Origin of the sequence: Halopiger aswanensis, assembly GCF_003610195.1 — an archaeon.
GTDB classification, from domain to species: Archaea; Halobacteriota; Halobacteria; order Halobacteriales; family Natrialbaceae; genus Halopiger; species Halopiger aswanensis.
This window is the reverse complement of the sequence record NZ_RAPO01000002.1, coordinates 511,242-529,818: the sequence shown is the minus strand read 5'-3', so window position 1 is coordinate 529,818 and position 18,577 is coordinate 511,242. Positions and strand designations below refer to the sequence as shown.

Here is an 18,577-nt window from a genome sequence, read left to right as displayed (position 1 = left end):
CGGCCGTCGAAGCGCTGGCACGGCGTCCGTCGGCACCGCCGGCCCTCGAGGGATCGAAAGACCGAATATCGGGACGTTCGTACCCTCGGGTATGTCAACGAAGGTGGGCGAGTCGACGGGCTACGTCCCGAACATCCAGATGTCGGCGTTCGGGTACGTGATGGCGGCGCTTCTCGTCGTTATCATGCTGCCGGTGCTCCCGATCATCGTCGTGGCGTGGGTGCTCTGGCGCGCGTTCGTCGCCGAGGAACCGGTCGAATCGCGCTACGAAAGCTGGCGCAACGAGCGCGGCCGCCGTCCGCGGGCCGGTGCCGCCGACGAAGTCGAGGAGGAGCTCGAGACCGAGGACGCCGGCGAGGACGAAGCCGAGGCGGAAGCCGAAGCGTAACGCGTCGATTTTCGTTTCTTCCGTCTTCGTCGTCTTTTTCGACGGGGCGTTTCGACTTGTGGCGTCGTCCTCGGTCTCGAGCGGTTCGCCGGAACGACGGGTTCGGTTTCCCGTCGTGTTCCGCCGGCGACTACGACCGTCTTCTCAGTCGTCCGTCGTCGGCGCGGCGAGGTCCGCCGGCTGCTCGCTCGGTAGGGCGCCGCGGTCGTGGGGTTTCTCGAAGTCCAGGTCGGGCCCGCGGGCGACGATCCGGTGCGGATTGACGTCCGGGTGGGTCGTGTAGTAGTGTTCCTTGATGTGGTCCATGTTCACCGTCTCGGCGACCCCTGGGGTCTGGTAGAGGTCCCGGAGGTACGGCCAGAGGTTGTCGTACTCGCGGATGTACTGGACGTTACACATGAAGTGCGTGTGGTAGACGTTATCGAAGCGAACGAGCGTCGTGAACATCGCGATGTCCGCTTCGGTCAGTCGGTCGCCGGCGAGGTAGCGCTGGTCGGCGAGGACCTCGTCCCAGTGGTCCAGCGCGGCGAACAGGTCGTCGACGGCCTCGTCGTACGGGCCCTGATCGGTCGCGAAACCGGCGCGGTAGACGCCGTTGTTGATCGGCTCGTAGATCTCGTCGATGATCCGGTCGACTTCGTCCTGGTAGCCCTCCGGATAGAGGTCGACGTCCCGCTGCGCGTACTCGTCGAACTCGGTGTCGAGCATCCGCATGATCTCCTTGGACTCGTTGTTAACGATGGTGTCCTTCTCCTTGTCCCACAGCACCGGCACCGTTACGCGGCAGGTGGCGTCAGGATCCGCCTTCACGTACAACTCGCGGAGGTAGTCCGCATCGTGGACGTGATCGACCGTGCAGCCCTCCTTCTCGGGCGTGAACTGCCAGCCGTCCTCGTCGCGGTAGGGGTCGACCACCGAGACCGAAATCGCGTCCTCGAGCCCCTTCAGCGCCCGCGTGACGAGCGTCCGGTGAGCCCACGGGCAGGCGTACGAGACGTAGAGGTGGTACCGGCCCGCCTCGGGCTGGAATCGCGCGTCGGGATCGTCCTCGATCCGGTCGCGGAACGTCGTCTCCTGGCGCTCGAAGGCGCCCTCCTCGTTTGTCGTTTCGTAGGCGTCCGTTCGCCACTCGCCGTCGACGAGCATGTTCATGGCCACGTCTAGCCGCGGCGAGTACAAAGGCGCTCGCTAACCCTCGTGTCACCGGGCCGGCGTTGCGCTCGCGATCCGGTCAGCCGAGCGCGGTCACGATCCAGTAGCCGGTCCCCGCCGCGAGGAGGACGAGGCCCTCGAGGCGGGTGACCCGACGGCCGGTCGCGAGCAGAACCGTCGCGCCGAGCGTCAGCACACCGACCCACAGCAGACCGGCGAGTGCGGCGCCGTCGACCGATAGCGGGCGGACGAGCGCGGCGATTCCGAGCACCCCGAGGACGTTGAAGACGTTCGAGCCGACGACGTTGCCCGCGGCGATCGCCACGTCGCCCCGCCGAGTGGCCACGACGGCCGTGACGAGTTCCGGGAGCGACGTCCCCGCGGCGACGATCGTCACCCCGACGAACCACTCCGAGACGCCCGCGTCGAGCGCGAGCGCGGTCGCCGACGACACCAGCAGACGGCCGCCCAAGGCGACGATCCCCAGTCCGACCAGCAGGCGCGCGGCGTTCCGGAGGCGGTCGAGACGATCGGCCGCCGTCGTCGAGGACTCGAGAACCCCGCGTTCGTCGCCATCGGTTCGTTCGCTGCCGTCCCCGGACGCCGACGGCGTCTCGGTCCCGCCGCGAGCCGAGGCCCACAGCGCCAGAAGGTACGCGACGAGCAGGGCGACGAGAACGGCCCCCTCGAGCGTCGTCACGCGGAGATCGACGAGCGCGCCGATTCCGATTCCCGTCGCCGCGCCCATGGCGACCGCGTCCCGCCGGAGCAACGCGTCGGTGACGCGGAAGGGGGCGAGCACGGCGACGATGCCGAGGATGATCGCGACGTTGAACCCGTTCGAGCCGACGACGTTTCCGACCGCCACGTCGCCGCGTCCCGCGAGCGCCGCGCCCGCGGAGACGGCGACTTCGGGGGCGGAGGTGCCGAAGGCGACGACCGTGAGACCGATCACGAGCGGCGAGACGCCGACGCCGGCCGCGAGGGTCGACGCCGCGTCCACGAGCCAGCGCGCGCCGAGCCACAGCGCGAGGACGCCGACGACGATTCCAACCGCGTCGAGGAGTACTGCCGGTTCCATCGTCGATCGCTCGCCTCGTCGTTCGCGGGCCGCGCTGAAAATAGCTGGTCGATTCGTCCGCACGCGTTTGGACGGTGATATCGGACCACAATCTTCGCGTCAGCATCACGTTTCTTCGGAATCGAACGAACGACTCGCAACGATGTCGAAAACGTTTATTAATCGCTGTTCAGTTTGTTGATATTGGATCTGACTATGAGTGCAACGAGCGACGGGCCGCCGGGCGACGATCCGACGGAGACGCTCGCGGAGGGCCCGAACGACGACGAACCGCGGATAACGTTCTACGGTGGTCGCGGGATGAGCGCGCTCCCGATCGCCGTGTTCATCGTGTGGGCGATCACCCAGACCGCCCTCTGGCGAATCTCGGATACCGGTGGGTTGATCGTCGGCATCTTGATCGGGCTCATCCTCGGGATGTTCTTCGTCCGCGGGGACTGGAAAACGTACGCGAACACCATCTTCGAAGGGATGACACAACCCGTCGCGGTGACGGCGATCGTCGCCTGGATCTGGGCCGGCATCTTCGCCGAACTGCTCCAGGACGGCGGCTTCGTCGACGGCCTCGTCTGGTTCGCCGACGCTGCCGGCGTCGGGGCGTCCCTGTTCCCCGCGATCACGTTCGTTCTCGCGGCGCTGTTTACGACCGGGATCGGGACCGGCTACGGCGCGACGGTCGCGTTCGTCGGCCTCTTCTTCCCCGCCGGCGTGTTGCTCGGCGCGAATCCCGTCCTCATGTTCGGCGCGATCCTCTCGGGCGCGATCTTCGGCGACAACCTCGCGCCCGTCAGCGACACGACGATCGTCAGCGCAGTCACGCAGGACGCCGACATCGGCGGCGTCGTGGCTTCGCGGTTCAAGTACGTGATCATCGCCGCTGCCGTCGCGTTCGTCGGCTACGTCGTCGCCGGCCAGGCGATGGCCGGCCTCGAACTCGGCGAGCAGGCCAGACAACTGCTGGCCGCCGAGAGCCGACCGATCGGCCTCGTCCACCTCATCTCGATGCTCGTCGTGATCGGCGCGGCGGTCGCCGGCCGCCACATCGTCGAGGCGATCTCGTGGGGGATCGTCGTCGCGATCGCGTTCAACCTCGTCTTCGGCCTGACGAGCCTGTCGGATATCCTCCTGTTTCAGGCGCCTCCCGACGCACCGCTGGCGGAACCGCTCGCCGGACTGCCGATCGTCACGGTCGTCACCGAGCCGGACGCGGTCGGCGTCACCGGCAGCATGATGAACGGCGTCTCCGGGTTCCTCGAGCTATCGATCCTCGTCCTGTTTATCATCGGCGCGGCCCAGATCATGATCCGCGGCGGCGCGTTCGACGCGATTCTGGACTGGTCGCTCGAGAACCTCGCGACGAACGTCCGCAACGCCGAACTCACGATGGTCGGCTCCGCCGCGTTGATCAACGCGATCATCACCATCAACACGGCCGCCGAGGTCGCGATCGGCCCGTACATTTCGAAGATCGGCGAGCGGTTCAACCTGAACGGGTACCGCCGCGCGAACATTCTGGACGGCCAGACCGCCGCGCTGGGGTACATCTTCCCGTGGTCGGGCGGCGTGCTCGCCGGCTACACGGCGATGCAGGACCTCCCCGGACAGTACGAGTGGTTCGAGCAGGGGATGCTCGTCACCCCGATCGACGTGGTGCCGTTCGTCTTCCAGGGGTGGCTGCTCGTGGCAGTGTTCATCATCGCGGCGGTGACCGGCTTCGGCCGCGAGTACGTTATCGACCGCGAGAGCGAGGAGGTGGCCCGCGTATGAGCCTCTTCGGCAAGTACCTCCGCGGCTGGCGGTTCCGCAGCTCCAGACCCGCGCTCGAGGAAGGCGACGAAATCGAGATTTTCGTCGCCGAATCGAACAGCGACGAGGGTCACGCCTACATCGGCGACACGCACCTGATCATCGAGGGTGCCGGGCCGGAAACCGTCGAGAAGCGCGTCCGCGTTCGCGTGACCGACTTCGACGATGTCGCCGCACGCGGCCGCGGCGAGTTCCTCGAGGTCGTCGGCGAGAGTTCCTACACGGGCTAAGACAGTTCGCGGCTATCTTTTCGTCGGCCGTCGCGCTCGAGTGGTATCGTCGACCTCGAGCGACGCACCTTTATGGGGGTCGCGCGGTCACTCGCAGCATATGACGACCGACGGGGACAGCGATGGCGACGACGGTCGCCACCGCCAGAGCCGGCTGTTCACGGACGATAACGGCGAGTTCGACGCCGAGCGGGCGCGCGACGAGTCACTCCCCGTGGAGGACGGCGAGCTCGTCGATACCGACGAGTTGGCGGACCACCAGCGCTACGTCGAGGGACGAGGTATCTACGACGAGCGCAATCGGCTCAACGACCTCACCGGCAAGGAGTGGAAGTACGCGACCAAGTCGGTGATCGCCGAGGGCTACCCGCCCGACGTCCAGCACGACCTGCGCAGCGAGCACGGCGGGCAGAAACCACCGCGGCTCTGTGCGGAACTGATCGGCCGGTTCAGCAAGGCCGGCGACACCGTGCTGGACCCCTTTGCGGGCGTCGGTGGCACCCTCCTGGGCGCAAGTTTCTGCGAACACGAGGGGACCGGCCTGCGCGAGGCCATCGGCTTCGAGCGCACAGAACGCTGGGTAGAGATCTACGAAGAGGTCGTGGCACGCGAAAACGAGGAGCGCCGCGACCGGGGCGAGCCACCCCTCGAACTTCAGGACATGCGCCACGGCGACTGCGCCGACCTGATCGAGGAGATCCCCGACGACTCCGTCGACCTCCTGCTGACCGACGTCCCCTACTGGCACATGGACGAACTCGAGCAGACGCGCAACGAGCGGGCGATCCGCGAGAGCAAGTTGGGGTCGTTCGACGGCGACGAGGGCACCGACGAAAGCGAGGGAGACGGCATCGAGGACGCCGGGACGGACGACGATGACGCAACCCAGACCAAAGACGAGTGGCTCGCCGACATGGCCGCCAAGTTCGACCGCTTCGCCGACGCCGTCGACCCCGAGGGCCACGTCGTCGTCTTCATCGGCGACATGTACCGCGACCAGTCCTACGAGTTCCTCTCGGCCGACCTCGCGCGGGCCCTCGAGTCCTCGGCGCCGCTGACGCTCGCGGCGAACCTGATCTGGTACGATCCGACGAAGGACCTGCACGTCTACGGCTACCCGTTCTCGTTCGTCCCGTCGATGGTCCACCAGAACGTCCTCGTCTTCCGCGTCGACGACGAGTAGCACGACGCTGACGGCGGTTTCGAGGGGCTTGTCCGACGTTCGTCACACCGTCTGACTTCCGTCAGTCAGTCGTCTGACGGGATTTTATGCTGGTCCCCGCCAAGGATACACCTGGCGCGCGACAGTCGGAGTTCGACTCCACCCCCATCCCTCACTCACACTCACGCACTCACCCCACCCCACACTCCGAGCGCGCCTCGAGACATCCTGCTCCCTTTCCCGTTTTTCGCCGCTCCTCGAGCGACGCAGTCACCGGCCGAAAATCAGCGTGAACAGCGTGATACGACTGTCGCCGTGCAGGATCAGGTGCTCGCTGCCAACGCCGACCGGACCTCCTCGGCGTGATCCGTCTCGACGATCAGCGCTACCTCGTCGCCCGCCTCGAGCTCGGTGCCCGGTAGCGGAATCGTCAGCGACTCGCGCTCGCGACCATGGGCGTACACCCGGGCCGACGCGGGGAGGTCGAGTTCGCTCACGCGCTTGCCGACGGCCGGCGAGTCCGCGCCGATCTCGAGGACGGTCAGCTGCAGGTTCGTCGCGAGGTCGGCGACGACGTTGAAGTCGCCCCCGAGCATGGCGGTCTTGGCACCCGCTGCGCCCAGCCGCTCGGGATAGATGATCTCGTCGACGTCCTCGGCGTACTTCTCGTAGATGTCCTCGCGGTAGTCCTCGTCGATCCGCAGGACCGTCCGACAGCCGTGGTGTTTCCCGACCATGCAGGCTGCGAAGTTGACGTTGAGATCCGGCGTGAACGCGCCGATGGCGTCGGCCTCGTCGATACCGGCCTCGAGCAGGGTCTCCTCGTCCGCACCGTCGCCGAGGACCGTCTCGAACCCGTCCTCGGCGGCGCGGTCGGTCCGATCGACATCGTTGTCGACGACGACGAGGTCGTGGCCCTCCTCTGCCAGGATGGTCGCCGTTCGCGAGCCGACCCGCCCGTATCCCACGATGACAAACCTCATGGTACCACGGTACGCGCTCCGGCGTGAAATACGTTCGTCCGGCCGGCACGGAGTCGATGTCCCCAGCAGCGACGATTCGACCCCGCGAGCACCGGTCGAGTTCGAGTCGCGATCAAGGCTCCGTTCGTCCTGATTATACATTGATGTGCATAATTTTGGCGCCATCGCGGACAAGAACCTTTAACTAACCCGTGTTTCTATGCTCGAGCATCCAACATGGGGGCTATCGACCGGTACTTCGGCTTCGATGAACACGATACCGACCTCGAGACCGAACTGATCGCGGGGATTACGACCTTTCTGGCGATGTCGTACATCATCGTCGTCAACCCGGCGATCCTGAGCGAGGCGATCCAGATCGACGGCTACGAACAACCCGAAATCTTCCAGATGGTTGCCGTGGCGACGATCCTCTCGTCGGTCGTCGCCATTTCCGTGATGGCGTTCTACGCGAACAGGCCGTTCGGCCTCGCGCCCGGCATGGGGCTAAACGCCTTCTTCGCCTACACCGTCGTCCTCAGCCTCGGCGTCCCGTGGCAAGTCGCGCTCGCGGCGGTCTTCGTCGAGGGGATCATCTTTATCATCCTGACGGCGGTCGGGGCCCGCCGGTACATCATCGAACTCTTCCCCGAACCCGTCAAGTTCGCGGTCGGAGCCGGTATCGGTGTCTATCTGCTCTTCCTCGGGCTGCAGGAGATGCAGATCGTCGTCGCGGATCCCGCGACGCTCGTCACGATGGGGAACGTTGCAACCAGCGCCGTCGCGGCGCTCTCGGTCGTCGGCCTCGCCGTGATGCTCGTTCTGCACGCTCGCGGCGTTCGCGGCGCGATCGTTATCGGCATCGTTCTCACGGCGATCGCCGGCTGGGTGCTCACCCTCGCCGGCGTCGCCGAACCGGGTACGCTCGTCGACGGCAACACGTACCAACAGATTACCGGCGGCGGAATCCTCGATCTGATCGCGAGCGTTCAGTACGACTTCACGCCGCTTATCGCCGGCTTCATCGACGGACTCGGACAGATCACCGACGATCCGCTCGTCTTCGTCCTCGTCGTCTTCACGTTCTTCTTCGTCGACTTCTTCGACACCGCCGGGACGCTCATCGGCGTCTCTCAGATCGGCGGTTTCCTCGACGAGAACGGCGACCTCCCCGAGATCGAGAAGCCGCTGATGGCCGACGCGATCGGCACCACCGTCGGCGCGATGATCGGCACCTCGACGGTGACGACCTACATCGAGTCCTCGACCGGCGTCGAGGAAGGCGGGCGAACCGGCTTCACCGCGCTCGTCGTCGGACTGCTTTTTCTGGTGTCGCTGCTCGCCGTGCCGCTGATGAGCGCGATTCCCCAGTACGCGACCTACCTCGCCTTAGTCGTCGTCGGGATCATCATGCTCCAGGGCGTCGCCGACATCGACTGGCAGGACCCCGCGTGGGCGATCGCCGGCGGCCTGACGATCACCGTCATGCCGCTGACCGCTTCGATCTCGAACGGGCTGGCCGCCGGGATCATGAGCTACCCGGTCGTCAAAGCCGCCATGGGTGAGGCCGACGACGTCTCGCCCGGCCAGTGGGCGCTCGCGATCGCCTTCGTGCTCTACTTCGCGACGTACTTCGCCGTCGACGCGGGCATGCTCTCGTTCTAACGTCGGCTCTCGGCCTGCGATTCGTCGAGCAGTCGATTCCCAATCGGACCGGACACCGGCAACCGCTCGGCCGACCGGTGGGCTGATACGTCTTCCGCGGCTACGAATCGGTATGGCTGACATCACGATGTACGAACTCCCCGGCTGTCCGTACTGCGCGAAGGTCCGCTCGAAACTCGACGAACTCGACCTCGAGTACGACGTCATCGAGGTGCCCCGGTCCCACGAGGACCGCACCGAAGTCGAGGCAGTCAGCGGCCAGACCGGCGTGCCCGTCATCACCGACGAGGCCAACGGCGTCGAAGGGATGAACGAAAGCGACGACATCGTCGAGTACCTCGAGGAGACGTACGCGTAGGCCGCGAGCGTTCCGCATCGTGGCCTGAGGTTTCTCGTTTTTCCGCTTTCAACCGCCGAGTGTCTCGAGCAGCAGTACTGCCCGATGGCGGACCTGACAGCGCGTTCGCGCTCGAGGGAACGGTGGCTCACGTTACCACTGCGATCGCTAACCGGCAGCCCGCTGCCGGTTTCGGAACCCTTGAGATGGGGTGTTAGAAATACTGACCGTGACTCGCGCACGACTCTTTGCATCCCTCTGCGGACTCGTTTTCTTCATCAACCTTGCGAGGGTAGTCTTCGCGCCGCTGCTGAACGTTTTCATCGGGGAGTTCGCGATCGGCGAGGCGACCGCGGGGCTCATCGTGACGCTCGCGTGGCTCGGGAGCGCCTCGCTCCGGTTGCCGACGGGCTGGCTGCTGACGCGGCTGCCGCGCCATCAGGTCGTGCTCGGCTCCGGGACGTTTCTCGCGGTCTCGTCCGGTATCGCGGCGACCGCGACGACGGTCCCGCATCTGATGGCCGGCGCGTTCCTCATGGGTGTCGCTTCCGGCGTCTACTTCGTCTCGGCGAACCCGCTGCTGAGCGAACTGTTCCCGTCGCGGGTCGGCCGCATCGTCGGCATCCACGGTGCGGCCAGCCAGATCGCCGCGGTGATCGCCGCCCCCTTCGTCGCGGTCGCACTGTTGGTTACCTGGCGGCTCTCGCTGTGGGCGATCGCCGTCGGCACGGCGGTGATAACGCTCTACACGTGGCTCGCGGCGCGAAACACCGACCTCCCCACGGCGGGGCAGGCCGACCGGGACTTCGTCGCCGGCGCGCTCTCGGAGTGGCGCCTCATCTGCACGTCGCTCGCGATCGTCGGCGCGCCCGTCTTCGTGTGGCAGGGCGTGTTCAACTTCTACGAACTCTACATGCAGTCGAAAGGGCTCTCCGACGGGATGGCCGGAGTCCTGCTGACGGTCATCTTCGCCGCCGGGGTTCCCGCCTTTTTCTTCAGCGGCGATCTGGCCGATCGGTTCCCGCACGTGCCGTACCTGCTCGGCGTCGTCGGCGCGTTCGCCGCGAGCCTGTTCGCGCTGACGCTGGTCGAGGGGCTGGTCGCGCTGGTCGTCCTCAGCGCGATCGTCGGCTTCGTCATCCACGCCCTGTTTCCGGCCACGGACACGTTCCTCCTCGAGACGCTGCCCGACTCGTCACGAGGCAGCGCCTACGCGGTGTTCAGTTCCGTCTGGATGCTCACCCAATCGCTCGGCTCGTCCGCGCTGGGCGTCCTGCTCGAGCGTGACTACGGCTACGACGCGGTGTTCGGCAGCGCCGCGATCTGTCTCATCGCGTTGGTCCTCGTGCTCGTCGGCCTCGAGCGAACCGGTCGGCTCCCGGGGACGGCGTAGCGACTCGGGGGAACAAAAAGCGTCAGCGCGAGAGGCGGCGCGAGCTTACGCCGCCTCCTCGTGTTCCGACCGCTCGCGGATGACCTTCCGCAGTTCAGCGGCGTTGCGGAGGTCGTCGAGTTCGTCGCGTTCGACGAGCGCGGTGCCGTCGACGGACTCGCGTTTCGCTCGGTCGACGACGTAGACCGACTGCGTGTGGGTGACGTGGCCGATCGAGCTCATGATCCGCGCGCGCTTTTCGGCGGCTTTGGTGAACTCGGAGTGGCCGGTGAGGACCACGTCCTCGTCGTCGTCCTCCTCGTCGCGGCTGACGGCCTTGAACGGCGAACGCAGCGTCGGGTGCACCTCGTAGCCGGCCCGCGTCAGCACCGCGACGACCCGTTCGTCGTCGGGATCGGCCTCGGGGTCGTCCGGCGTCGACTCGGTTTCGTGGACCTCGTCGGCGCCGTCGAGGACGTTGACCGGGCTGGTCAACGGTGCGTCGAAGATCTCCTGCAGTTCCATCGCGACCTCGACGGAAGCGTTCATGCCGTCCTCGTACTTCGAGACCGTCCGGCGGGAGACGCCGAGTTCGTTCGCCAGCCGGCCGAGGCTCCAGTCGCGGTCCTCGCGTTCGTCGGCCAGCAGGTCGCCGTCGATGTTGACGTAGAGACCGCCGGGTGCGGCGTAGATCAGCGGCGGTACGTCCTCGATGAACAGGTTGTACGCGGTGTCGGGACTCAACACGGGCACGCCGTGGCGGAAGTAGACGACGTCCGGTTTGAGATCCTCGTCGCGACTGCGCAGGCCGATCACCATCGGCGTCGCCTCGAGGTAGGTGCCGAGGCGGCGCATCTCGTGACCGGTTTCCTCGTTGAAGGCGTCGATGTTACCGAGGATCTTCACGAGAATGAGGTCCTCGCCGCGACGCGCAGCGACGTCGAAGCTCTTCGGGCGGATCGCACACCGGTCGCTTACCACGAATCCCGCGTCCTCTAACATCGCGGTAACGTTGCCGACCAGTGCGGAGCGGGACATAGGGATATGTAAGCAATTCCTTGTATAAGAGCGTTTCCCCCATGTCCGCCCGCCGTGTAGCGATTCGAATCTGTACCGGCAGTATACTTATATACTGGTTGGGTTCGTCGGGCCGCCCTCGGGTGGGTTTATACGATCCAAATTGTTCCAGTCGCGACGACCGCGCGCGTCCCGAAAGGGGTTACTCCGCGCCCCCGTTACGGTCGGCCGATGACCATCGTCGGCCTCGACGACACCGATTCCCGCGAGCGCGGGATGTGCACGACCTACGTCGCCGCGCGGGTCGCCGAGCGACTGCGGCGGGACGGTGCCGACGGTACGCGCCTCCTACTCGTGCGGCTCAACCCGGCCGTCGAGTACAAGACGCGGGGCAACGCCGCGCTGGCGATCCACACCGACTGCGACCCCGACCGCGCGTTCGAGGTCGCTCGAGAGCACCTCGAGACGCTCGCGGAAACGACCGACGAGCGGACGAACCCGGGGCTGGTGGTGGCCGACGTCGACCTTGGCGGCTCCGACGGAGCCGACGCGATCCCCGACGACGTCGCCACATTTGCCCGCCGCGCGATCCGCGAGGAACTCGCGCTTACCGAGGCGACCGACCTCCTCGAGCGCCGCGGCTACCGCGCGTGGGGCGCCGGCAACGGCCGCGGTCGGATCGGGGCGCTGGCCGCCGTCGGCGCCTGGCGCGCCCTCGAGGAGTGGACCTACGAGTACATCTCCTACCGCGAACCCGATCGGTGGGGGACTCCGCGCGAGGTCGATTCGGAGAGCGTCTTCGCGGCGGCCGACCGGGGCTACCCCGAGGTCTGGGATACCGTCGACCGGGCCGAAAACGAGACGGTCTGCGTTCCGCACACGCCGGGTCCGATCCTCCACGGCATCCGCGGCGACGATCCCGAGGCCGTCCGCGCGGTCGCCGAGCGAATCGCGAGCGAGCCGGTCGCCTCGAGCCAGCTGTTCGTCACGAACCAGGGAACCGACGTCCACTTGCAGGACGGGGCGATCGGCGCGGTTCGGGACGGCCAAGCATACCGACTCGAGGGACGCGTCGCAACGGAGCCGGAAACCCGACGCGGCGGACACGTCTTTTTCGAGCTCGCGCCGCCGAACGGGGCGGACAAGGCGGCAGTGGACGGGGAGGACGACCCCACTGCAGACCGCCTCGAGTGCGCCGCCTTCGAACCCACCAAGCGGTTCCGCGATCGGGTTCGCGCGCTCCGGCCCGGCGACCGGCTCACCGTCTGCGGCGAGGTCTCGCGCGGAACGCTCAAACTCGAGAAGTTCGCGGTCCGAGACCTCGTGACGACCGAGCGAGTGACGCCGACCTGTCCGGACTGCGCCCGCCGAATGGAGAGTGCCGGTCGCAATCAGGGCTATCGCTGCCGTGAATGCGGAACCAGCGCACCCGGAAAGGAAGCGGTGCCCCTCGAGCGCGAGCTCGAGGAAGGCTGGTACGAGGTGCCGCCGTGTGCACGCCGCCACATCGCGAAACCGCTGGTTCGCGGCGGGTTCGACGCGCCGACGCATCCGGAGCGGTAGCGGTGGGAGATTCCCTCACGGCAGGGCCAGCTCTTAGCTCCACGCTGGCGTGGCCTCGCTCTCGAGGGCGTCCTCGAGACGCCACCCGGTGTCTGACCCGGTATTCCTCGGCTCGAGCAAAAGCATCGCGTAGCGCACCGCTGTGGGTCTATCCCCATCAAGCGTAGTTTGGATCGGGCTCGAATAGTTTACCGCCCGATTCGTATCACACCCGTTCGCGACGGGTGCGACGACTCGCCGTTAGACGCGTCGGCGCGCCGCGAGCAGCGCCACGGCGATCCCGCCGCCGATCAGTCCGGCGGCCGGTCCGAAGCCGGGCATACCGTCGCCGCCGTCGGCCTCGACGCCGAGGTAGTTCGTCGCCGCTTCGGTGTCCATCTCGGCGAACTCGCGGTCGCCCTCGCCGGGCTCGTAGACCTCGGTGTCGTCGTCGACGAGTCCCTGCTCGGCGAGTGCGTCCTGATCGAGTTCCTCACCGTCGGGATCCTCGACGTAGACGTAGGTTCCGCCGTCCTCGCTCCCGCCGGCGATCTGCGTCAGCACGACGTTCTCGCCGAGGATACCGTCCTCGAGGAGCGATTCCGTGCTGTCGAACTTCGCGCCGGCCTCGAGTTCGACGGTGTCGCTGTCGAAGTCGACGTCGACCTTCGCGATCTCGAGTTCGGAGTCCTCGAGCGCGGACGCGAATGCACCCAGTTGGTCGGCGTCCTGCTCTTGGCGGATCGAATCAGCGACCGAGGTGAGCGCGGTCTGTGCCAGATCCTCCGTGCCGATCTCCACGTTGCCGTCGACGCTGATCTCGCCGTCTTCGGTGACCGCGTTGAACTCGAAGACGACGCGCTCGTCGCTCATGTCGATCCCGCGGTCGGCGAGTTCGTCCGTGTACGCGTCGTAGTTCTCCGTATCGCCGGTAGCCGTCGCCTCGATTTCGATCCGGTTGTCGTCCGTGTAGGTCGCGCTCGCGTCCCACTCGAAGGTCGAGCGGAGGTCAGCAGCCTGCTGGGCCTCGAGTCGGGTCTCGAAGTCCTCGAGTTGCTCGCTGAACTGGTCCGCGTCGTCGCCCTCGAGTTCGTCTTCCATCGAGGCCTCGCTGAGTTCGACGGCGGACGTCAGCAGCGGCGCGTACTCGCTGATCTCGACGGTCCAGCTAGCATCCATCGCCTCGGTGCTCGAGGTGAGGTCGAACTGAACCGTCTCGATCTCGACGTTCGTCACCTGCTCGGCGATCTCCTCGGCCTCCTCCCGCTCGAGGTCGGCCGTCGAATCGTCGGCGAGTTCGTCGGCGAGGTTGGCCTCGAGTTCGTCGATCCCCTCGTAGGTGATCGTGTAGTCGAGTTCCTTCCAGTAGGTGTCCGCGCTCTGCTCTTCGAAACTGTGGTGGTCGATCTCGACCGTCACGTCGCCGCCGAGATCGTCCGCGAGCGCGCTGTACTGCTCCTCGAGGGTCGCTTTCGCGTCGGCTTCGGTTCCCCACTGTTCGGCGGGATCCGTCAGGAACGCCTGCTCGGTCCCGCGCTCGCTGACCGCGACTTCGTAGCCGGTCTCGGTTTCGGTCAGGTCGAACGCGAACGTCTCCTCGGGCGAGTCGCCCGTCGCCATCGAACTGGCGCCGAAGTCGACGCTTACGTCACCGGTCGTTCGGAACGTGTTCGCGGTCGTCTCGATCGATCCGGAGGTCTCCGCGGACTCGAACAGCGAGGCCTGCTGGGTCGACGAAAGCTGCTGAATATCGCCCGACTCGCCGCTGCCGAGCAGCGCGTAGACGTCCGCGTCGAACTCGCTGGTCTCGGCACTCTGCTCGCCGGTAATCTGGACGTTGAGGTCCTCAACCTCCGGCGGCTGTTCCATCGTGAGCGCGCCGTTGGCCGAGAACATATCGTCCTCGAGTGTGGCGCTCAGGTTCCCTTCGGCGTTCTCCAGTTCGTCGTCTTCGACGTCGTCGGCGATAAGGACGTGTGCCAGTCCCTCGGTGACGTCGGCGCCGATCTGGTACTCTTTGACCTCGTTCTCATCGTCCGAATAGACGAGGACGCCGCTCCCGTCGTCGTTCAGGTACAGTTCGTCCGCGCTCTCGAGCGTGTCATCGGTATCCGTACCGGTCTGAGCTTGAGTCGCGCCGGCCAGCCCGCTCGTCGCGAGCATCGAAAGCACCACAAGCACCGCGAGGCCGAGCGCTCGCACCGAGCGCCGCCCCGGTAGCAGTCCCGAATTCGTATCCGTAGGCATGTGCTCTCTCCGTTCTCAGGCCCCACTTATAAATATTCAAACTCGATTTCGTCGGCAGAATACCATCATTCGACGGTGACCGCAGTCGATGGACTGATGGAGTGGGTGAGACGTGACCTCGCTCGCCCAAATCCCGGTGCCGTGGCTCGCGGCCTGAGATGTCTAAAACGGAGTGAGTGCCGTCAGGAGACGCTGACGCCCTGCCGCACGAGAAAATCACTCGCCGCCTTGATCTCGACGGGACTGCCGATGATCCGACAGTACCCTTCCCCCTCGTCGAAGATCGTGACCGTGAACTGCTCCTCGAGTTGCGACTCGAGGTCCTCGATCTCGAGGATTTCCCGCGGAAGGACGATCTGGGTACTGTCGCGCAGTCGCGCCGGATCGGGCATCGTACGGATTGACGTTATCCGGCTCGGCGTTTATGTGTGTCGAAGTCCGTTTGTATCGGTAATGAGTCGGGTTCGGGGATTCTCGAGGCGTTTCTCCCGATCTCGAGCAGTCGTCGATTGCTGGTTTGAAGACGAGAGAGAATCCGAACTGGCCGCTGCTCTCGAGACCGGTGTCGGTCGCCGTGCGGCCGCCGCCCGTTCGGGTCGACCGGGCGGCATGGAAAGTGTTTTTCGGCGCGGGCGGTTGGATACTGACAAATGGGGCTCGAGGAGGAGATCGAGGAAATCGAGGAAGAAATCGCCAACACGCCCTACAACAAGTCGACGGAGGCCCACATCGGCCGGCTCAAGTCGAAGCTCGCGGAGAAAAAGGAGAAACTGGAGAATCAGCAATCCGGTTCGGGCGGCGGTGGCGGCTACTCCGTCGAGAAACACGGCGACGCCACCGTGGCGCTGGTCGGGTTCCCGAGCGTCGGCAAGTCGTCGCTGCTAAACTCGCTGACCAACGCCGAGAGCGAGACCGGCTCCTACGAGTTCACGACGCTGGACGTCAACCCCGGGATGCTCCACCACCGCGGGGCGAACATCCAGATGCTCGACGTTCCCGGCCTTATCGAGGGCGCAGCGACGGGGAAGGGCGACGGACAGCAGGTGCTGGCGGTCGTCCGCAACGCCGACCTGATCATCTTCGTCCTCTCCGTGTTCGAAATCGACCAGTACGACCGCCTACAGGAGGAACTGTACGACATCAACATCCGCGTCGACCAGGAGCCGCCGCGGGTAACGGTGCGTCCGAAGATCAAGGACGGCATCAAGATCACCTCGAGTACCGACCAGGATTTGGACGAGGAGACGATCAAGCACGTCCTCCGCGAACACGGCTACGTCAACGCCGACGTCAACCTCCAGGAGAACGTCACCATCGACCGGCTGGTCGACGGGCTCATGGAAAACCGCGAGTACATTCCCTCGATCACCTGCGTCAACAAGGTCGACCTGATCGAGCCCGACTACAAGGAAACCGTCGACGAACAACTCCGAGAACGCGATCTGGACCCCGAGGAAGTCACCTTCATCAGCGCCGAGAAGGAGAAGGGCCTCGAGGCGTTGAAGGACCGCATTTGGGAGAATCTCGGGCTCATCCGCGTCTACATGGACAAGCCGGGACGGGGCGTCGACTGGGAGGAGCCGCTGGTCATCGAGGAGGGATCGACCGTCGGCGAGGCCATCCAGAAACTCGGCGGCGAGATGGAAGAGCGGTTCCGCTTCGCCCGCGTCACCGGCCCGAGCGCGACCCACGACGAACAGCAGGTCGGAAAGGACCACGTGCTCGAGGACGAGGACGTACTGAAGCTGATTCTCCGCCGCTGAGGCGTCAAATCTCGAGCCTCGTTTCTTCGGTTTCGTCGGGTCGTGTACTCGTTGCTGAAAGTCCCGCCACCGGAGGAATCCGCAATATTATCCGCTTGCTCAGTCGAGTGACCGGGTATGTCCGAATTCGGGGCCCTGTCGCTCGTGCCGCCGCTGCTGGCGATCGTCCTCGCGATCGCGACCCGTCGGCCGATGCTGTCGCTGTTCCTGGGGATCTGGTCGGGCGCAGTCATCTACACCGAGAGCCTCGGCATCGCGCAGACGTTTGACTGGATCGTCGGCGCGATCATCGCCGATGACGGCTTCCACGTCCAGATCCTGCTGTTTACACTCCTGCTGGGATCCGGCGTCGCGCTCATCTGGCGCCTCGGCGGCGCGACCGCCGTCCGCGAGTGGGCCACGGCCCGGCTGCAGACTCAGCGGACGGTCGGCCTGACGACCTGGGTCCTCGGGATGGCTATGTTCTTCGACGATTACGCCAACACGGCTATCGTCGGCTCCACGATGCGCGAAATCTCGGATCAACTCCGGATTTCCCGCGAGAAGCTCTCCTATATCGTCGACTCGACGGCCGCTCCCGTCGCGACGATCGCCCTCTCGAGCTGGGTCGCCTTTCAGCTCTCGCTGATCGGCGACGCCTACGGGAGCCTCGGCGCGGAGGGAGCACCAACCGCCTTCGAGACGTTCGTGCGGTCGATTCCCTACAACACGTACGCCTTGCTGGCGATCGTGATGGTCGGACTGGTCGTCTACACCGGCCGCGATTACGGCGAGATGCTCGACGCCGAGCACCGCGCCCGGTCGACCGGGCGGGTGAGCCGCGAGGACGCCCAGCCGCTCCAGGAGGTCGAGAAGGATCTGGGCGCACCGATCGAGGACCGACCGATGTTGCGGACGTTCTTCGCGCCGGTCGTCGTCCTCATCGCGGTCACGCTGGCCGGTGCGTTCTGGACCGGCTACCAGTCGTGGACGTCGTCGCAGGCCGAGGCCGGCGCGCCGACCACCATCCAAGGCGCAGCAGTCGCCGACGGGTACGTACAGGTGTTCGTCGACATCGTCGGCGCCGGCGACTTCGCCGGCGCGCTCGTGTGGGGCTCGTTCGCGATGGTCGCGACTGCGATCGCGATCGGAATCGCCTACGGCCTCTTCGATCTCGACACCGCGGTCGACACCGTTCTCGACGGCTTCCGGCTCATGCTGACCGCGGTCACGATCCTCGTGCTCGCGTGGACGATCAGCAGCGTCGCCGAGGCGCTCGAGACGGGGACCTACGTCACGAACCTCGTCGGCGACGCCGTACCGACCGCGTTGCTCCCGATCGTCGTCCTCTTCGCCGCCGCGTTCATCGCGTTCACGATGGGCTCGTCGTGGGCGACGATGGGGATCGTGACACCGATCGCGATCGAACTCGCCTACGAACTCACCGGCGGCTTCGACGCCATGCCGATCGTCGTCGGCGCCGTCTTCTCGGGGGCGATCTTCGGCGACCATTCCTCGCCGATCTCCGATACGACGGTGCTGTCCGCGACGTTCACCGGCGCAGATCTAATCGATCACGTGCGCACGCAACTCCCCTACGCCGTCACGGTCATGGTCGTCGTCGTGGTCTGTTACTTGCTCAACGGGTACCTCGGCGTCTCGCCGCTGGTCTTTCTGCCGCTGGGCGTCGTCCTGCTGACCGCCCTCGTGTACGGGCTCTCCGAACTCGACGCGGCTCGGAAGGGACTGCACCCGATCGCCGCGGAGGAGGAACCGCTCGAGGGCGGCCCCGAGCACGAGCACGAGTACGACCGGGAGCAGGACCGCGACGGCGAGTCCGAGTTCGGCGGCGACTAATCGGCCGCTTCGCCGCC

Annotated in this window: 16 protein-coding genes; 10 read left to right on the top strand and 6 right to left on the bottom strand. The window is 66.0% G+C overall.

What is annotated here, in order from left to right; genetic code table 11:
• Window positions 1-91 precede the first annotated feature (91 nt).
• Window positions 92-388: a DUF7535 family protein gene (locus ATJ93_RS09730; RefSeq protein WP_120244458.1), complete on the top strand. Its 297-nt coding sequence runs from the start codon at window positions 92-94 to the stop codon at window positions 386-388.
• A gap of 144 nt (window positions 389-532) precedes the next feature.
• On the opposite strand, the gene ATJ93_RS09725 is transcribed toward ATJ93_RS09730, so the two are convergent.
• Together ATJ93_RS09725 and ATJ93_RS09720 are read right to left on the bottom strand one after the other, a co-directional pair.
• Window positions 533-1,540, bottom strand: a complete 1,008-nt coding sequence (locus ATJ93_RS09725; RefSeq protein WP_120244457.1) for a glutathione S-transferase family protein — start codon at window positions 1,538-1,540, stop codon at window positions 533-535.
• Window positions 1,541-1,619: 79 nt separating this feature from the next.
• Window positions 1,620-2,621, bottom strand: coding sequence for a calcium/sodium antiporter (locus ATJ93_RS09720; RefSeq protein ID WP_120244456.1), 1,002 nt, complete (start codon window positions 2,619-2,621; stop codon window positions 1,620-1,622).
• 195 nt (window positions 2,622-2,816) lie between these two features.
• Between ATJ93_RS09720 and ATJ93_RS09715 the strand changes: the two genes are divergently transcribed.
• From ATJ93_RS09715 to ATJ93_RS09705, 3 genes are all read left to right on the top strand, one after another.
• Window positions 2,817-4,388: a Na+/H+ antiporter NhaC family protein gene (locus ATJ93_RS09715; RefSeq protein WP_120244455.1), complete on the top strand. Its 1,572-nt coding sequence runs from the start codon at window positions 2,817-2,819 to the stop codon at window positions 4,386-4,388.
• Window positions 4,385-4,657, top strand: a complete 273-nt coding sequence (locus ATJ93_RS09710; protein WP_120244454.1) for a DUF7513 family protein — start codon at window positions 4,385-4,387, stop codon at window positions 4,655-4,657. The genes ATJ93_RS09715 and ATJ93_RS09710 overlap by 4 nt, the downstream gene beginning before the upstream one ends.
• Before the next feature lie 100 nt (window positions 4,658-4,757).
• Window positions 4,758-5,840, top strand: coding sequence for a DNA methyltransferase (locus tag ATJ93_RS09705; RefSeq protein WP_120244453.1), 1,083 nt, complete (start codon window positions 4,758-4,760; stop codon window positions 5,838-5,840).
• 302 nt (window positions 5,841-6,142) lie between these two features.
• Here the strand turns inward: ATJ93_RS09705 and ATJ93_RS09700 are convergent, their stop codons facing one another.
• The gene (locus tag ATJ93_RS09700) at window positions 6,143-6,802 is read right to left on the bottom strand and encodes a potassium channel family protein (protein WP_120244452.1); all 660 of its coding nucleotides are present in this window, start codon (window positions 6,800-6,802) and stop codon (window positions 6,143-6,145) included.
• Between the two features lie 216 nt (window positions 6,803-7,018).
• On the opposite strand from ATJ93_RS09700, the gene ATJ93_RS09695 reads away from it, so the two are divergent.
• The 3 genes from ATJ93_RS09695 (at window position 7,019) to ATJ93_RS09685 (ending at window position 10,176) form a co-directional block, all read left to right on the top strand.
• Window positions 7,019-8,446, top strand: a complete 1,428-nt coding sequence (locus tag ATJ93_RS09695; protein WP_120244451.1) for an NCS2 family permease — start codon at window positions 7,019-7,021, stop codon at window positions 8,444-8,446.
• A gap of 112 nt (window positions 8,447-8,558) precedes the next feature.
• Window positions 8,559-8,804 (top strand): glutaredoxin family protein, encoded by a 246-nt coding sequence (locus ATJ93_RS09690; RefSeq protein ID WP_120244450.1) that lies wholly within the window; start codon window positions 8,559-8,561, stop codon window positions 8,802-8,804.
• A gap of 208 nt (window positions 8,805-9,012) precedes the next feature.
• The gene (locus ATJ93_RS09685; RefSeq protein WP_120244449.1) at window positions 9,013-10,176 is read left to right on the top strand and encodes an MFS transporter; all 1,164 of its coding nucleotides are present in this window, start codon (window positions 9,013-9,015) and stop codon (window positions 10,174-10,176) included.
• A gap of 45 nt (window positions 10,177-10,221) precedes the next feature.
• Here ATJ93_RS09685 and ATJ93_RS09680 read toward each other — a convergent pair whose 3' ends face one another.
• A complete protein-coding gene (locus ATJ93_RS09680; protein WP_120244448.1) occupies window positions 10,222-11,193 on the bottom strand; it encodes a transcriptional regulator in 972 nt (323 codons plus the stop codon).
• A gap of 210 nt (window positions 11,194-11,403) precedes the next feature.
• Here ATJ93_RS09680 and ATJ93_RS09675 point away from each other — a divergent pair, with 210 nt between their 5' ends.
• Window positions 11,404-12,735: a tRNA(Ile)(2)-agmatinylcytidine synthase gene (locus ATJ93_RS09675; RefSeq protein ID WP_120244447.1), complete on the top strand. Its 1,332-nt coding sequence runs from the start codon at window positions 11,404-11,406 to the stop codon at window positions 12,733-12,735.
• 240 nt (window positions 12,736-12,975) lie between these two features.
• Here the strand turns inward: ATJ93_RS09675 and ATJ93_RS09670 are convergent, their stop codons facing one another.
• Together ATJ93_RS09670 and ATJ93_RS09665 are read right to left on the bottom strand one after the other, a co-directional pair.
• A complete protein-coding gene (locus tag ATJ93_RS09670) occupies window positions 12,976-14,961 on the bottom strand; it encodes a hypothetical protein (RefSeq protein WP_120244446.1) in 1,986 nt (661 codons plus the stop codon).
• Window positions 14,962-15,143: 182 nt separating this feature from the next.
• A complete protein-coding gene (locus ATJ93_RS09665; protein ID WP_120244445.1) occupies window positions 15,144-15,353 on the bottom strand; it encodes a VNG_1110C family protein in 210 nt (69 codons plus the stop codon).
• 258 nt (window positions 15,354-15,611) lie between these two features.
• Between ATJ93_RS09665 and ATJ93_RS09660 the strand changes: the two genes are divergently transcribed.
• Window positions 15,612-16,724 (top strand): OBG GTPase family GTP-binding protein, encoded by a 1,113-nt coding sequence (locus ATJ93_RS09660; protein ID WP_120244444.1) that lies wholly within the window; start codon window positions 15,612-15,614, stop codon window positions 16,722-16,724.
• A 117-nt stretch (window positions 16,725-16,841) separates the two neighbouring features.
• Entirely contained in the window at window positions 16,842-18,560 is a 1,719-nt protein-coding gene (locus ATJ93_RS09655) for a Na+/H+ antiporter NhaC family protein (protein WP_120244443.1), read from the top strand.
• Window positions 18,561-18,577: the final 17 nt, after the last annotated feature.

What these genes read in the sequence shown, in the direction of transcription:
- ATJ93_RS09680 (WP_120244448.1), bottom strand. Translation starts at nt 11,193, where the DNA reads ATGTCCCGCTCCGCACTGGTCGGCAACGTTACCGCGATGTTAGAGGAC.
- ATJ93_RS09720 (WP_120244456.1), bottom strand. Translation starts at nt 2,621, where the DNA reads ATGGAACCGGCAGTACTCCTCGACGCGGTTGGAATCGTCGTCGGCGTC.
- ATJ93_RS09670 (WP_120244446.1), bottom strand. Translation starts at nt 14,961, where the DNA reads ATGCCTACGGATACGAATTCGGGACTGCTACCGGGGCGGCGCTCGGTG.
- ATJ93_RS09695 (WP_120244451.1), top strand. Translation starts at nt 7,019, where the DNA reads ATGGGGGCTATCGACCGGTACTTCGGCTTCGATGAACACGATACCGAC.
- ATJ93_RS09690 (WP_120244450.1), top strand. Translation starts at nt 8,559, where the DNA reads ATGGCTGACATCACGATGTACGAACTCCCCGGCTGTCCGTACTGCGCG.
- ATJ93_RS09730 (WP_120244458.1), top strand. Translation starts at nt 92, where the DNA reads ATGTCAACGAAGGTGGGCGAGTCGACGGGCTACGTCCCGAACATCCAG.
- ATJ93_RS09705 (WP_120244453.1), top strand. Translation starts at nt 4,758, where the DNA reads ATGACGACCGACGGGGACAGCGATGGCGACGACGGTCGCCACCGCCAG.
- ATJ93_RS09675 (WP_120244447.1), top strand. Translation starts at nt 11,404, where the DNA reads ATGACCATCGTCGGCCTCGACGACACCGATTCCCGCGAGCGCGGGATG.
- ATJ93_RS09700 (WP_120244452.1), bottom strand. Translation starts at nt 6,802, where the DNA reads ATGAGGTTTGTCATCGTGGGATACGGGCGGGTCGGCTCGCGAACGGCG.
- ATJ93_RS09655 (WP_120244443.1), top strand. Translation starts at nt 16,842, where the DNA reads ATGTCCGAATTCGGGGCCCTGTCGCTCGTGCCGCCGCTGCTGGCGATC.
- ATJ93_RS09665 (WP_120244445.1), bottom strand. Translation starts at nt 15,353, where the DNA reads ATGCCCGATCCGGCGCGACTGCGCGACAGTACCCAGATCGTCCTTCCG.
- ATJ93_RS09725 (WP_120244457.1), bottom strand. Translation starts at nt 1,540, where the DNA reads ATGAACATGCTCGTCGACGGCGAGTGGCGAACGGACGCCTACGAAACG.
- ATJ93_RS09660 (WP_120244444.1), top strand. Translation starts at nt 15,612, where the DNA reads ATGGGGCTCGAGGAGGAGATCGAGGAAATCGAGGAAGAAATCGCCAAC.
- ATJ93_RS09710 (WP_120244454.1), top strand. Translation starts at nt 4,385, where the DNA reads ATGAGCCTCTTCGGCAAGTACCTCCGCGGCTGGCGGTTCCGCAGCTCC.
- ATJ93_RS09715 (WP_120244455.1), top strand. Translation starts at nt 2,817, where the DNA reads ATGAGTGCAACGAGCGACGGGCCGCCGGGCGACGATCCGACGGAGACG.